This is a genomic window from Bacillus cereus group sp. MYBK220-1, assembly GCF_051916445.1.
Lineage (GTDB): Bacteria > Bacillota > Bacilli > Bacillales > Bacillaceae_G > Bacillus_A > Bacillus_A cereus.
In genome coordinates, this window is the sequence record NZ_JBQAGQ010000009.1 from 25,877 (window position 1) to 38,589 (window position 12,713).

The following is a 12,713-nucleotide window of genomic DNA, read 5'->3' on the forward strand; positions in this document are numbered from 1 at the left end:
CACATAATTGAGGGGCATTTTTTCCATTTCATATGGTAAAATGTTACTATCACATATTATGGGGATGGATTACATTATGTCTATTATAACTTTAGCTCTCTTATTATTAGCCGAAATACTCGTTGCCATTATTCTCATCGGTGTTAGTATTGAGATTTGTAGGTACGGATGGAAAAAATCGAATGGAATAAAATATTCTTGCCTCCTACTTTCACTCCTTCTCGGAACTGCTAGCATACTCGGACTTCTCGCCGCACCTGCCTATTTCTTTATACAATTAACAGAAAAAGCGTTATAAGAAAGGATGTTAATATGATTACCGTGAAAAATATTGAGGGATCTGAAACTTACGTATTACGTCAAAAAATTTTACGCCCCAATCAAACATTAGCAGATTGTAAATACCCTTCCGATTATGAAACAGACACCTTCCACTTAGGCGCATTTATAAACGATGAACTAATTAGTATCGCTTCCTTCTCAAAAGAAATATATCCCGACTTACCAACGGGTATTCATTATCGTCTACGAGGAATGGCAACATTACCTGCATTTCGAAACAACCGTGCTGGAAGCTCCTTAATTCAGAAGGCGGAACAAATCTTGCAAGAACGCCAAGCAAATATATTATGGTGTAATGGCCGAATTACTGTAGCTGACTATTACAAGCACTTAGGCTTCCAGGAATATGGTGAAATCTTTGAAATTGAACCGATTGGCCTTCATAAAGTACTATATAAAAGAATATGAGAAAAGCTTTCCTCCATATGGGAAAGCCTTTCTTATATTTCAATCTTCTCTTTTTATTTTTTTCATATATATGTATATAAACAAACTTGGAACTAAAAAACAAGCAAACATAATAAGTCCTGTCATACTAATTTCCTTTATCGAAATATCTGGTGTTACAACGATACAAATAGCTAAAATCCCAATAATAATACCTACCGGAATGAATAATAGCTTCATAAAATAACGACGCGACACTCCGCCCGTATGCTCATACACTTCCACTGAATTTTTCAGATTTAAAAAGTTAATAATTATTATCCCGCCCATAAATACCATTAATAAATCCGAAACACTTTCATATCCTGCCCCTTGCAAGACATAGCGGTAAAAGACGATAGCTAGTATGACGATATTTTGTAAGATGAAAGCTAATCTAATATGTTTTAACCCTTCAATCATTAAACGTTCATCTTTCACGATTTTCATCCTACCACTCCTTTTCCTCCCAAAACAAATCATTCAACGTTTTATCTACTGCATAACAAATTTTTAAACATAAATCTAAAGATGGATTGTATTTCCCCTTCTCAATTAAACTAATCGTTTGCCTTGTAACGCCTACTTTTTCTGCTAATTGTTGCTGTGTTAAATCTAATTGAACACGCGCGACTTTTATTTTACTTACAGCCATTCATGTTCCTGCTACTAAAAATATAGACAAATGTATATTCTTAGAGTATTCCTGCTTCTACGTGCCCTGCCTCGCTAATCACTTGCTACTACAGTTTGCTGTGACACTTCACAGGCGTAAATTCCGATGTAGCCCACCGTACATATATACAATCTATTTACGTTAGTATTGTATATTTTTTTGCTTGTAAAAGGTTGATTGACGCATTTAAATCTCTATCTATTACATTGCCACATTCACATGTATATACTCGGTCAGACAGCTTTAAATCCGACTTTTTTTGACCGCAACATGAACACATTTTAGAAGATGGATAGAATCTGTCCACTTGCCGTAGTTCAATTCCATATTCCCTACATTTCGTTAATAACCATGTTTTAAAAGCATAAAAACATTGTTGCGCTACAGCTTTAGATAGATGTTTGTTCTTCATCATACCTTTCACATTCAAATCTTCTACTACAATAAACGTTGGCTTGGTTTTCACCACATCATTTACAATAGACTTTACATACGCTAATCGAATATTTGCTAGCCTAGCATGTAGTTGTTGCACCCTAAGAATATTTTTGTTTATATTCGCTCTTTTATTAGTAACAGGTTGTTCACCTCTCTTTCTTATATTTTCAAATTTGCGTGATAAAGAGCGTTGTTCACGTTTTAACCGTTTTTCTATCTTTTTTACTTGTACTGTTTTATTTATATTTTTGTGAGTTTTTCCATCGCTACGTACAGCGAAGTCTTTAATTCCCAAATCAATTCCTAGACCTACTGTATTGAGAGTTGCATTTGGTTTTACCTCTTTCACTTCACAGAGTATAGACACATAGTATCTTCCTGCTCTTTGATATACTGTACCACTTTTTACAGTTGTATTTTTTGAAATATATCCATACTCTTTTAACCTTATCCAACCAATTGTAGGGACTTTTACTCTATGTCTTTCTACTGTCCAATCTGTTTTGTTGTTTTTCGGAAAGTAGCACTTCACATCTTGCTTCTTCTTTTTTTTATATCGTGGAAACTTAGATAAACCTTTAAAAAACCGCTTAAAAGCTTTATCTCCATTCATAATCGCTTGTTTTACCGCTTTGCTCGACACTTCTTTAATCCACTGGTCACACTCTTTTGTATGAATGTTGTTTAACCATTTGGAAAAGTCATAACCACTAAGAAATTTCCCCTCCGACTCATATACCTCTTTATTTTTAGAGATATACAGGTTATATACATATCGACACACCCCAATAGTTTGACGGATTTTACTAATTTGTTCAGTTGTCGGTTTGATTTCTATTAAATATGCTCTTTTCATAAGTCTTCATCCTCCGACATTTTCTTTTTGTATTTTCTCAACCCATATATTCTACAGCTAAATACATGAATGATAGATATTAAATCCTGAACAAGTTCTTCTTGAATACCCATATATTTCTTATACTGTTCTTCTGTATAATATCTTCTTCCTTTTGGGTTTCGGTAAGCAGGTAAAACACCTTGATTGTCCCACCTTTGCAATGTCTTAACAGAGACATTAAGCATTTCTGAAAATTCTTTCGGTTTATATTGTTTCATAATTACTTTTCACTATGTATGCCTACTTTTGTCTATGTTTTTGTTTACTGTTTCTTTCTCCTCCACCCTTATTATAATATATATTCCAATAAGTAATTTATATTTTACATTACTAATTTAAGTTTCACTTTATTATACACAAAAAAGGAGCCCCTCATAAGAAGCCCCCTCTCCTATATTATAAGAATAAATGACATCCAAATAAAATTGTAAATAAGTATAGTAACGGATGCACTTCCATCCCTTTCCCTTTCACAATTTTCAAGACTGGATACACTAAAAATCCAATTGCAATTCCATTCGCAATACTAGATGTTAACGGAATACCTATAAAAATTAAAAATGCTGGTAACGCATCTTCAAATTCATTCCAATTAATATCTCGAATGCTTTGTGCCATTAAACTACCTACTATAATTAATGAAGGAGCTGTAATAGCGGCTACACTTGATAAAGAAGCAATAACAGGACTAAAAAATGCCGTTATAATTGTTAGACCAACAACTACAATCCCTGTTAATCCAGTTTTACCACCTGCAGCAATACCTGCTGAGGATTCAATCGTCGCTGCTGTTGGGCTTGTTCCAAAGATAGAACCTGTAGTCCCGCCAATTGCATCTGCAATAAACGCTTTACCAAAACGCTTCTCTGTATTGTCTGTAATTAAACCTGCTTGTTTAATTAAACCAAGTAATGCACCTGTTGTATCGAATAAAAGTACAAGTAAAAATGAAAATACAACGCCGTATAATCCGTATTCAATTACATCTGAAAAGGCATTGATTGGGTTTGAAACGATGATACCCTCTGGTAAATGAGGCATCGCCACAATTTTATCAGCAAACTTCAATTGCCCTGTAAAGAAGGCAATAATTCCTGTCACAATCATACTAATAAATAATGCACCACTCACACGCAATGTCATTAATACCGCCGCTAATATTAAACCAATTAAAGTTAAAATAACAGCTGGGGAATGAAAATCACCAATCGTAACTAAATTAGACGGATGATCCACGATAATTCCAGAAAGGCGCAATCCAATAAAAGCAATAAATAGTCCAATTCCACCTGCAATTGCATGCTTTAAACTATCAGGAATTGCTAAAATTAACTTTTGCCTAAACGAAGTAAAAGATAATAAAAGAAAAATAATCCCCGTTACAAATACAGCTGAAAAGGCAACTACATATGTAATCCCTTCTGCCTTCTGTACAACAGAATAAGCAAAATATGCATTCATTCCCATAGCTGGAGCAATAACAATCGGGTAATTCGCGAAAATCGCCATACCTACTGTTCCAACAACGGTTGCAATAATTGTTGCTGTAAACGCTTGGTCAAATGGTACACCTGCATCAGATAATATTTTTGGATTGATGACAAGAATATACGCAAATGTAAAAAAAGTTGTGATGCCAGCTAAAAACTCTTGCTTCACAGAAGTGTTATATTTTTGTAATTGAAACATGCTTATGTACCCTTCCTACACCTGAATTATTATCACACATTCTTTTTCTTACTAGTATGTGAGAAAATATAATACTTAATCTTAACAATCAATAAAAAGAAGAGTCAATATATTCCCTAATAGTTCGAATTTTAAGTTTAAGTCTGACAAGTACAGATGTAGTACAGTTCATTATGATTATTTTTGTAGCATAACAGATAGAAATGTTTTATAATTTGAAATAGTTAAATATTTAGCAAACGCATTCAAATATCGTTCACTCTACAAGGGGGATTCTTCTTATGCAGCACACAAACAAATCTGGAACTTTAAATCGTGGTTTAAAAGAACGACATATTACTTTAATGTCACTGGGCTCAGCTATTGGCGTTGGACTATTTTTAGGATCCGCTTCCGCCATTAAACTAGCAGGTCCTTCTATTTTGCTAGGCTATATGATTGCCGGTCTCGTTATTTTTTTCATTATGCGAGCGCTTGGGGAAATGGCAATTGAACAACCTGTTGCTGGTTCTTTTAGTAAATATGCATATGATTATATTGGACCACTTGCTGGTTATATTACTGGTTGGAATTACTGGTTCTTATGGGTTGTTACTTGTATGGCTGAGATTACAGCAGCTGGTATTTACATGCAGTACTGGTTCCCAGATATCCCGCGCTGGACTTGGGCATTACTTGCTCTATTATTAATGAGCGCTTTTAACTTCTTATCGGTAAAAGTATTTGGAGAACTTGAGTTTTGGTTTGCTCTCATTAAAATTGTCACAATTATCTGTATGATAGTGGTCGGAGCTGGTATTATTTTATTCGGATTCGGAAACGGCGGTATCGCTACTGGTATTTCAAATCTTTGGTCACATGGTGGCTGGTTCCCAAATGGATTTTCTGGGTTACTACTCTCCATGCAGATGGTACTATTCGCTTATTTAGGCGTTGAATTAATCGGTGTTACAGCTGGTGAGGCTCAAAATCCGAAGAAAACACTCGCAAAGGCAATCGATAACGTATTTTGGAGAATTCTACTCTTTTACGTTGGGGCATTATTCGTTATGATGGCAATTTATCCATGGAACGAACTTGGTGAGAAAGGCAGTCCATTCGTATTAACATTCCAACAAATTGGTATCGCAAAAGCAGCAGGTATTATTAACTTTGTCGTATTAACAGCAGCTCTTTCTTCTTGTAACGGTGGTTTATTTAGTACAGGCCGTATGCTATATACATTAGCTCAGCAGAAAAAAGCTCCTGAAAGATTTGGTCGTTTAAATAAAAATGGCATTCCAAGCCAAGGAATTGTAGCAACTGCTATCGTTTTACTAATTGGTGTTATATTAAACTATCTCGTACCTGCAAAGGTATTTACATGGCTTACTAGCATTTCAACTTTCGGTGCAATTTGGACTTGGGGCATTATATTAGTTGCTCAAATTAAATTCCGTAAAAGCTTGCCTACTCAAAATAAACAAAAGTTATCGTATAAAATGCCTTTATACCCATTAAGCTCATATTTCTCACTCGTTTTCCTTGTATTAGTATTGGGTATAATGGCGTATTCAGAAGATACACGAATTGCATTGATTGTCGGCCCAATTTGGCTTATCGGCTTAGCAATCGTATATTACATGAAAGGGTTTCATAAGATGGATGAAACACCTAACTCAAAAATTAGTTAAGCAAAACATCCCTTCCTTATTACTTGGAAGGGATGTTTTTATATCTATATAAATATTTCTCAACAAAATTCACGGTATTTTTACAATTTTTTAATATTTTTTATGTTTTCCGTCTTTATTTTTACAGAAAAATAAATTACATTATTAAAGCATATATATTTATTATTAGGGGGATTCTTCTATGAAGAATAAAAAATGGATTACATTTTCTTTAGCAACAGCAATTACACTAAGTATAGGGACCTCGTTCATACCGTCTACTTATGCCGAAAGCTCTGTAGACCCAGCTCCTGAAATTGCTGCAAAAGTTGTAAATCAAAACAATGGGAAGAAAGTATTATTCGATAATACACACGGTCAAACTGCTGGGACAGCTGACTGGGTTATTGACGGCGGCTTTTCTGACTTCGGAAACGGCATTGCAAAAAACGGATATCACGTAAAGGAACTTCGTAAATCAACACCTATTACGTACGAAGACTTAAAAGATTACAATGTATTTATCGTTCCAGAAGCTAATATTCCTTACAAAAAATCTGAGCAGGACGCTATGTTACAATATGTAAAAAATGGTGGTAGTATCTTCTTTATTGCTGATCATTACAATGCAGATCGTAATAAAAATCGCTGGGACTCTTCTGAAGTATTTAATGGATATAGACGCGGTGCTTGGGATAATCCAGCAAAAGGAATGTCTAATGAAGAAGCAAATTCACAAGCTATGCAAGGAGTAGAAAGCTCTGATTGGCTCTCTGACAACTTCGGTATTCGCTTCCGCTACAATGCACTTGGTGATGTTTCAGCGAAAACAATTGTATCGCCTGAACAATCTTTCGGAATTACAAAAGGTGTTTCGTCTGTAGCAATGCATGCTGGTTCTACTCTAGCAATTACAAACCCAAAACTAGCAAAAGGACTTGTTTACCTTCCAGAAAATCCATCAAAATGGAATAACGCTGTTGATAGTGGCGTTTATAATGGCGGTGGTATTGCAGAAGGCCCATATGCTGCTATCGCAAAAGTAGGACTTGGAAAAGCTGCCTTTATTGGTGACTCTTCTCCTGTTGAAGATGCTACGCCAAAATACGTTCGTGAAGATTCTGGTCAAACAAAGAAAACTTACGATGGTTATAAAGAAGAAAACGATGCGATTTTATTAGAAAACATCGTAAATTGGTTATCAAATAAAGAGACATTTACAAGTTTAGATCAAGTAAATGGTTTACAACTTGATTCACCTACAGCTCTACAAACATTTGAACAGCCAAACTTATCAACAGAACCACAACCTGAACCTTGGAGTGCACCAAATGCAGGTTATCAATGGTTTAATACAAATACTTTTAAACCAGGTTCATACGGTTATAACGGTGCGGTAACAACAAGCGACTACGTCGTTACACACCCTAGCATTCTACCAAACAATGAAATTTTCCAAATGAAGATTCAAGTAAATAACTTACTACCTAATACAACGTATAACAACTATTCTTTAGGTATCTTCACTACTGGTGGAACACAAGTGGCTAAAGTACAAAATGCAAACGGCACTTGGCCATCTACTTTCGGATATAGTAGTGCATTTTCTTTCACAACAAACAGCTTAGGCTCTGCTGAGAAAGTTGTAAATGTACAGATTGATTCAAATACAACTGGACAAGCAACGCTTCGTCTACGCCAAAATACAACAACGAAATATAATGAAACTGTAACGATTAATAAGAAATAATAAAAAAGGCAATCCATACATGGATTGCCTTCTTCTCACTTCTCTTCCTTCGAGAAAAACATTCTTGAAATAACGATACCTATACTACCGACGATTAGGAATAACACTGCCCTAATCATCATCGATACCTCTGGTAAGTCAAGTAAGAATAACTTCCCTACCGTTACGACTAAAACGACTAAACCAGCATATAATATTTCATTCATATCCCTATTTCTTCCAAACCAAACCGCAAATAATGCATATACCATCCATAATAACGATACTGATACACTAATTACGCTTCCATCTGTAGATAAAACTTCACCGATTCTCGTAATTGTAATAAATACAATTATCATAAACCAATAGAGCACTATAGAATACATATATTTGCCGAAGCTCGCTAATACTTCTTTCGCTTCTCTCATGCAATAATAGAACGTTCCTATTAAAATAAGATGAGCAACAAAGCCTGCCGAAATAAATTGATCAAACGGGCTAAAAATAGTCTGTATCATTCCAATTGCGTAAACCGTCGCACTAACATACAATTTTATCTGTTGTTTTACTTTAATAGAAGTGACCATGCCGAGGAAACCTTGTAACAATAGTACAATCGCTGCATTCACTAAACTATACTCATATAAAATTGCTAAACTAAATGCTCCCATTGCGAAACCAAATAAGAGATTTGTAAATGTAGAATGTCTATTTTTCCTATATTCACATACGAACATAGCGGCATGTACGAATGCACTAATAATCAATCCCCATGTTGTAAAATCAGGTATTTTTGAAATAGCTAGTATAAAGAACACTGCATTCGCACTAAATATCGCCAAACGTGGTTCTAGTATAAAACTTCTCTCCGTAAACATATGCCAAAATAATAGTAAATGAATCAAACCATATACAATCGTTAACTGTATTTGCAAGTTCTCTACTAACATTGACATAACAGCAAAGAAAACGAAAAGGACAATGGCAGCAACAGCGTAAGAAATCATATATAAGTATTTATAACGATTTTTCAACGCATACCATAATAAACTAAGTGTTAATACTGTCTCATATCCAAAGAAAATATAAGGATTAGGAGTCGTACTATTTAACAAGAATGGTACGAAGAACGCACCGACCGCTACGAAAATAGTGAGATATTCCGATTGATATCTTTTCGCTAAATAAATACCTAAAATAACCCATGCAATATTACAGAGAAACGCGACACTTGCCGGAATAAATCCATATAAATAATGTGCTGCAAACGTCGTTAGAACAATCCCGGTAATACTTCCTCCAGCTAATACTAATCCTAACGCTTGCCGCTCTCTTTTAATTTGAATATCTCCTATATAATACAACCCGATAGATAATGCGATACCAAACACAATTCGTATCGCTGGTGTTAATAAACCAGCATCTACCCCTGCTTTAAATAACCAGATCACTCCAAGCAACATAATACCGACAAATACACGCGGTAACCACGTCTGACAAAACTTAATAATATTAAATGGCTCTGGTTTAAAAGCCGATATATCTACTTGTTTTACCTCAGGTTCTTGCAAAGGCTCTTTTATCTTAACTATTTCTTCTTTTGGCTTTTCCTCCATTACCGTTTCAATATATTCTTTCTTGTTCTTACTAACATGTTGCTGAGCGTTTTCTACTTCTATTTCCCTTTGCTTTACTTTTAATTCAGCAAGTGCTTCTTGAATTGTTTCAATTGCCGTTTCGAGTGCTTCTATTTTCTTATCCAAATCCTTCTTCATACGCTCCCCCCTTATTCGTAACTCTCATTGAACCTATATATTACCAATTATCTTTATCATACTCTTAGTCTATTCATTTTCAATAGTATTTTTCCAAAAAAAGAAAGGTGTCTTCCCAAAATAGGAAAACACCTTTTTACTCATTTATTCTTATTTAGAAAAATGCTAACGATAAAACCAAGACACATGCCTACAATAGCTGGAACAATCCACCCAACGCCTTCTGTATAAAACGGGATGTATTTTAATGCTGACGTCCACTGATTCATCATTACATTTTTATTTAAAATGTCAATTGCACTAAATAACGCTACAACCAAAACAGTTACTGCATATACGTATGCATACTTTCCAATATACTGATGGAATAACCCTAGAATAATAAGCGTTAACGCAATTGGATAAATAAATCCAAGAATTGGTACTGATACTTTTAAAATTTGCGTTAACCCTAAATTAGCTAAAATCATACTAACAACGCTTACTATAAATGCCCACAATTTATAAGATACTTTCGGAAATGCACTCGCAAAAAATTGACTACAAGACGTAACAAGTCCAATTGAAACACATAAACACGCGATAGTAAAAATAAGACCTAATAAAACGACTCCGCCCTGTCCAAATAATGTAATCATAACTTGTGCTAACACTTTCGCACCGTTATCAAATGTTCCTAATGAGCCACTAATTGCCCCCACATATCCAAGGATGACATAAATAATCGATAATAATAGTCCTGCCCCAATTCCAGCAATACTCATATATTTCGCTAAACCTTTATCATCTTCAATACCCTTTGCACGTAATGCATTTGCAATAACAATTCCAAAGATTAAAGCAGCTAACGCATCCATTGTTAAATATCCATCTAAAAACCCTTGAAACATAGGAGCTTGGCCATAGTTCCCTATTGGTTCTTTCATATCTCCTACTGTTGTAAACATACTCTTTATAAAAATGAGTGCAATCATACATAATAATAATGGCGTCAAGACTTTTCCAAACAACCCCATTAGTTTAGATGGTGATAAACTTAACCAGTAAACAATACTAAAGAAAATAACTGTGTAAAACAATAATAATCCGTTTCCTGCTTCAGGGAATAACTGACCTGGCCCCATTTCAAAGGCTAAACTTCCCGCACGTGGTATACCAAGCCCAGGTCCAATAAATACATACACGATACATGGAAAAATAATTGCAAATGAAGAATGAACCCTACCCGCTAACGTTTGAAAACTTCCTGCTTTTGCAATAGAGATAACACCTAATATAGGAAGACCTGTTGCTGATATAATAAACCCTACTAATGAAATCCAAACATGTTCTCCTGCTTCATACCCAAGGAAAGGTGGAAATATCAGATTCCCTGCTCCAAAGAACATAGAGAATAACATAAGGCTAATAAGTAAAATTTCTTTTTTCTGTAACAATTTCATTTCTTTCTCCTTCTTTAATTTCATCTTTTATGAAATCAATTTCACATATAAAAAAGTACAATAACCCGCTTCCTTGCAAAGAAAACATAGTCCATAGTCTATCACAAAAGAAACACCCATTCTATAGCTATTCCTCTTTTCCAATTTCTTCTGAAAAATCAACCTTTATTGACTTATAATAGTTAATAAGGTAAAATATTAAATGTACAAAATTATTAACTTTGTTTTTGTTTGTGTCAGGAGGAAAATAACATGGAATCAGCGATACAACTAGAAAGAGAACAACAAAGAAAAAAGAAACATCCTCCAGGTTTATACTTACTCTTCTTTACAGAAATGTGGGAAAGATTTAGTTACTATGGATTACGAGGATTATTAACATTATATTTAACGACAGCTTTAGTAAGCGGTGGTCTTGGGTTTAGTCCCGCATGGGCACTCTCTATTTACGGATTTTACACTGGAGCCTGTTATTTCACACCAATGATTGGTGGATACTTAACAGACCGTTTTCTAGGTAGACGAAAAGCAATCACAATTGGTGGTATAACAATGGCAATCGGTAACCTTACACTATTTGCCTTGCAAAACCAATTAGGCCTATACCTCGGATTAGCGCTTATTATTATCGGTAACGGATTCTTCAAACCGAACATCTCTACACTGGTTGGAGAATTATACGAAGAGAACGATCCAAAACGTGATAGTGCATTTACCATTTTCTATATGGGTATTAACGTCGGGTCATTTTTAGCTCCACTCGTTTGCGGATTTTTATCAGAAAATTTATTCAAAACAACAGTTGATGGCGTTGTACATTACGGATTCCGTTACGGTTTCTTAGCCGCTTCAATCGGAATGATCATTGGACAAATTTTATTTACAACACTATCAAATCGCTTCCTTGGTAATATCGGTAAAAAACCAACTCGCGATTTACAAACAGCTGCTGGACAACCATCAGTAGGAGATACACCGTTAACAAAAAAAGAAAAACAACGTACCGCTGTTATCGTCATTTTAACATGCTTCGTTGTCTTCTTCTGGGCTGGCTTTGAACAAGCTGGTAGCTCATTAACATTATATACAAACAAATTTGTAGACCGCTCTGTGTTCGGATGGGAAGTTCCAACATCTTGGTTCCAATCAGTCAATCCATTATTTATTATTTTGCTTGCTCCAGTCATTTCTGCATTATGGGCAAAACTTGCAACTCGCAAGCAGGGTGATTTAAAAATCCCAACTAAAATGGGACTTGGTATGATCTTGCTCGGTATCGGTTATATCATTCTCGTTATCGCTACATTAAAAACAGGTAGTGATGAACATAACATTACAGAAAAAGCAAACTTACTGTTTATCGTCTTTACGTATCTTTTCCATACGTTAGGTGAGCTATTCTTATCACCTGTCGGACTATCAATGGTTAGTGCGCTTGCTCCGGTAAAATTAGCATCTTTACTAATGGGTGTATGGCTAGCAAGTTCAGGTATCGCCAACATTTTAGGCGGACAACTTGCAAGCTTCACAACTTCACTTGGATACGCTGAAGTATTCACAGTTATTGGCGCTGTGGCAATTGTACTAGGTTGTGTTTTATTATTAATTTCTAAGAAATTAGTGAAATGGATGGATTAAAAAAG

Annotated in this window: 12 protein-coding genes; 5 read left to right on the forward strand and 7 right to left on the reverse strand. The window is 35.0% G+C overall.

Features of this window, described 5'->3' with window-relative positions; translation table 11 throughout:
- The first annotated feature begins 40 nt into the window (after window positions 1–40).
- Together ACTFRU_RS25125 and ACTFRU_RS25130 are read left to right on the forward strand one after the other, a co-directional pair.
- The gene (locus ACTFRU_RS25125) at window positions 41–298 is read left to right on the forward strand and encodes a DUF4022 family protein (RefSeq protein WP_440037951.1); all 258 of its coding nucleotides are present in this window, start codon (window positions 41–43) and stop codon (window positions 296–298) included.
- 14 nt (window positions 299–312) lie between these two features.
- On the forward strand, window positions 313–750 hold the full coding sequence (locus ACTFRU_RS25130; RefSeq protein WP_000633767.1) for a GNAT family N-acetyltransferase: 438 nt from the start codon (window positions 313–315) through the stop codon (window positions 748–750).
- Between the two features lie 39 nt (window positions 751–789).
- Here ACTFRU_RS25130 and ACTFRU_RS25135 read toward each other — a convergent pair whose 3' ends face one another.
- The 5 genes from ACTFRU_RS25135 to ACTFRU_RS25155 all read right to left on the reverse strand — a co-directional run bounded on the left by ACTFRU_RS25135 (window position 790) and on the right by ACTFRU_RS25155 (window position 4,469).
- The gene (locus tag ACTFRU_RS25135; RefSeq protein WP_000706629.1) at window positions 790–1,218 is read right to left on the reverse strand and encodes a hypothetical protein; all 429 of its coding nucleotides are present in this window, start codon (window positions 1,216–1,218) and stop codon (window positions 790–792) included.
- A 1-nt stretch (window position 1,219) separates the two neighbouring features.
- Window positions 1,220–1,423 carry a helix-turn-helix transcriptional regulator gene (locus ACTFRU_RS25140; protein ID WP_000301183.1) on the reverse strand — a complete coding sequence of 68 codons (204 nt, stop codon included), beginning with the start codon at window positions 1,421–1,423 and terminating at the stop codon, window positions 1,220–1,222.
- 157 nt (window positions 1,424–1,580) lie between these two features.
- A complete protein-coding gene (locus ACTFRU_RS25145) occupies window positions 1,581–2,738 on the reverse strand; it encodes an RNA-guided endonuclease InsQ/TnpB family protein (RefSeq protein ID WP_063535666.1) in 1,158 nt (385 codons plus the stop codon).
- Entirely contained in the window at window positions 2,735–2,998 is a 264-nt protein-coding gene (locus ACTFRU_RS25150; RefSeq protein ID WP_000816201.1) for a MerR family transcriptional regulator, read from the reverse strand. The genes ACTFRU_RS25145 and ACTFRU_RS25150 overlap by 4 nt, the downstream gene beginning before the upstream one ends.
- Window positions 2,999–3,176: 178 nt before the next feature.
- Entirely contained in the window at window positions 3,177–4,469 is a 1,293-nt protein-coding gene (locus tag ACTFRU_RS25155; RefSeq protein WP_000487192.1) for an NCS2 family permease, read from the reverse strand.
- Between the two features lie 281 nt (window positions 4,470–4,750).
- On the opposite strand from ACTFRU_RS25155, the gene ACTFRU_RS25160 reads away from it, so the two are divergent.
- Window positions 4,751–6,142, forward strand: a complete 1,392-nt coding sequence (locus ACTFRU_RS25160; protein ID WP_076876465.1) for an amino acid permease — start codon at window positions 4,751–4,753, stop codon at window positions 6,140–6,142.
- Between the two features lie 181 nt (window positions 6,143–6,323).
- Window positions 6,324–7,871 carry a DNA-binding protein gene (locus ACTFRU_RS25165; protein ID WP_000791506.1) on the forward strand — a complete coding sequence of 516 codons (1,548 nt, stop codon included), beginning with the start codon at window positions 6,324–6,326 and terminating at the stop codon, window positions 7,869–7,871.
- A gap of 35 nt (window positions 7,872–7,906) precedes the next feature.
- On the opposite strand, the gene ACTFRU_RS25170 is transcribed toward ACTFRU_RS25165, so the two are convergent.
- The gene (locus tag ACTFRU_RS25170; RefSeq protein ID WP_076876463.1) at window positions 7,907–9,628 is read right to left on the reverse strand and encodes a DUF2339 domain-containing protein; all 1,722 of its coding nucleotides are present in this window, start codon (window positions 9,626–9,628) and stop codon (window positions 7,907–7,909) included.
- Between the two features lie 140 nt (window positions 9,629–9,768).
- Entirely contained in the window at window positions 9,769–11,070 is a 1,302-nt protein-coding gene (gene brnQ1 / locus ACTFRU_RS25175; RefSeq protein WP_000771692.1) for a branched-chain amino acid transport system II carrier protein BrnQ1, read from the reverse strand.
- A gap of 252 nt (window positions 11,071–11,322) precedes the next feature.
- Between brnQ1 and ACTFRU_RS25180 the strand changes: the two genes are divergently transcribed.
- Entirely contained in the window at window positions 11,323–12,708 is a 1,386-nt protein-coding gene (locus ACTFRU_RS25180; protein WP_000443143.1) for a peptide MFS transporter, read from the forward strand.
- Window positions 12,709–12,713 lie beyond the last annotated feature (5 nt).

Coding starts and splice junctions, on each gene's coding strand:
- ACTFRU_RS25125 (WP_440037951.1), top strand. CDS start 41: ATGTTACTATCACATATTATGGGGATGGATTACATTATGTCTATTATA.
- ACTFRU_RS25130 (WP_000633767.1), top strand. CDS start 313: ATGATTACCGTGAAAAATATTGAGGGATCTGAAACTTACGTATTACGT.
- ACTFRU_RS25135 (WP_000706629.1), bottom strand. CDS start 1,218: ATGAAAATCGTGAAAGATGAACGTTTAATGATTGAAGGGTTAAAACAT.
- ACTFRU_RS25140 (WP_000301183.1), bottom strand. CDS start 1,423: ATGGCTGTAAGTAAAATAAAAGTCGCGCGTGTTCAATTAGATTTAACA.
- ACTFRU_RS25145 (WP_063535666.1), bottom strand. CDS start 2,738: ATGAAAAGAGCATATTTAATAGAAATCAAACCGACAACTGAACAAATT.
- ACTFRU_RS25150 (WP_000816201.1), bottom strand. CDS start 2,998: ATGAAACAATATAAACCGAAAGAATTTTCAGAAATGCTTAATGTCTCT.
- ACTFRU_RS25155 (WP_000487192.1), bottom strand. CDS start 4,469: ATGTTTCAATTACAAAAATATAACACTTCTGTGAAGCAAGAGTTTTTA.
- ACTFRU_RS25160 (WP_076876465.1), top strand. CDS start 4,751: ATGCAGCACACAAACAAATCTGGAACTTTAAATCGTGGTTTAAAAGAA.
- ACTFRU_RS25165 (WP_000791506.1), top strand. CDS start 6,324: ATGAAGAATAAAAAATGGATTACATTTTCTTTAGCAACAGCAATTACA.
- ACTFRU_RS25170 (WP_076876463.1), bottom strand. CDS start 9,628: ATGAAGAAGGATTTGGATAAGAAAATAGAAGCACTCGAAACGGCAATT.
- brnQ1 (WP_000771692.1), bottom strand. CDS start 11,070: ATGAAATTGTTACAGAAAAAAGAAATTTTACTTATTAGCCTTATGTTA.
- ACTFRU_RS25180 (WP_000443143.1), top strand. CDS start 11,323: ATGGAATCAGCGATACAACTAGAAAGAGAACAACAAAGAAAAAAGAAA.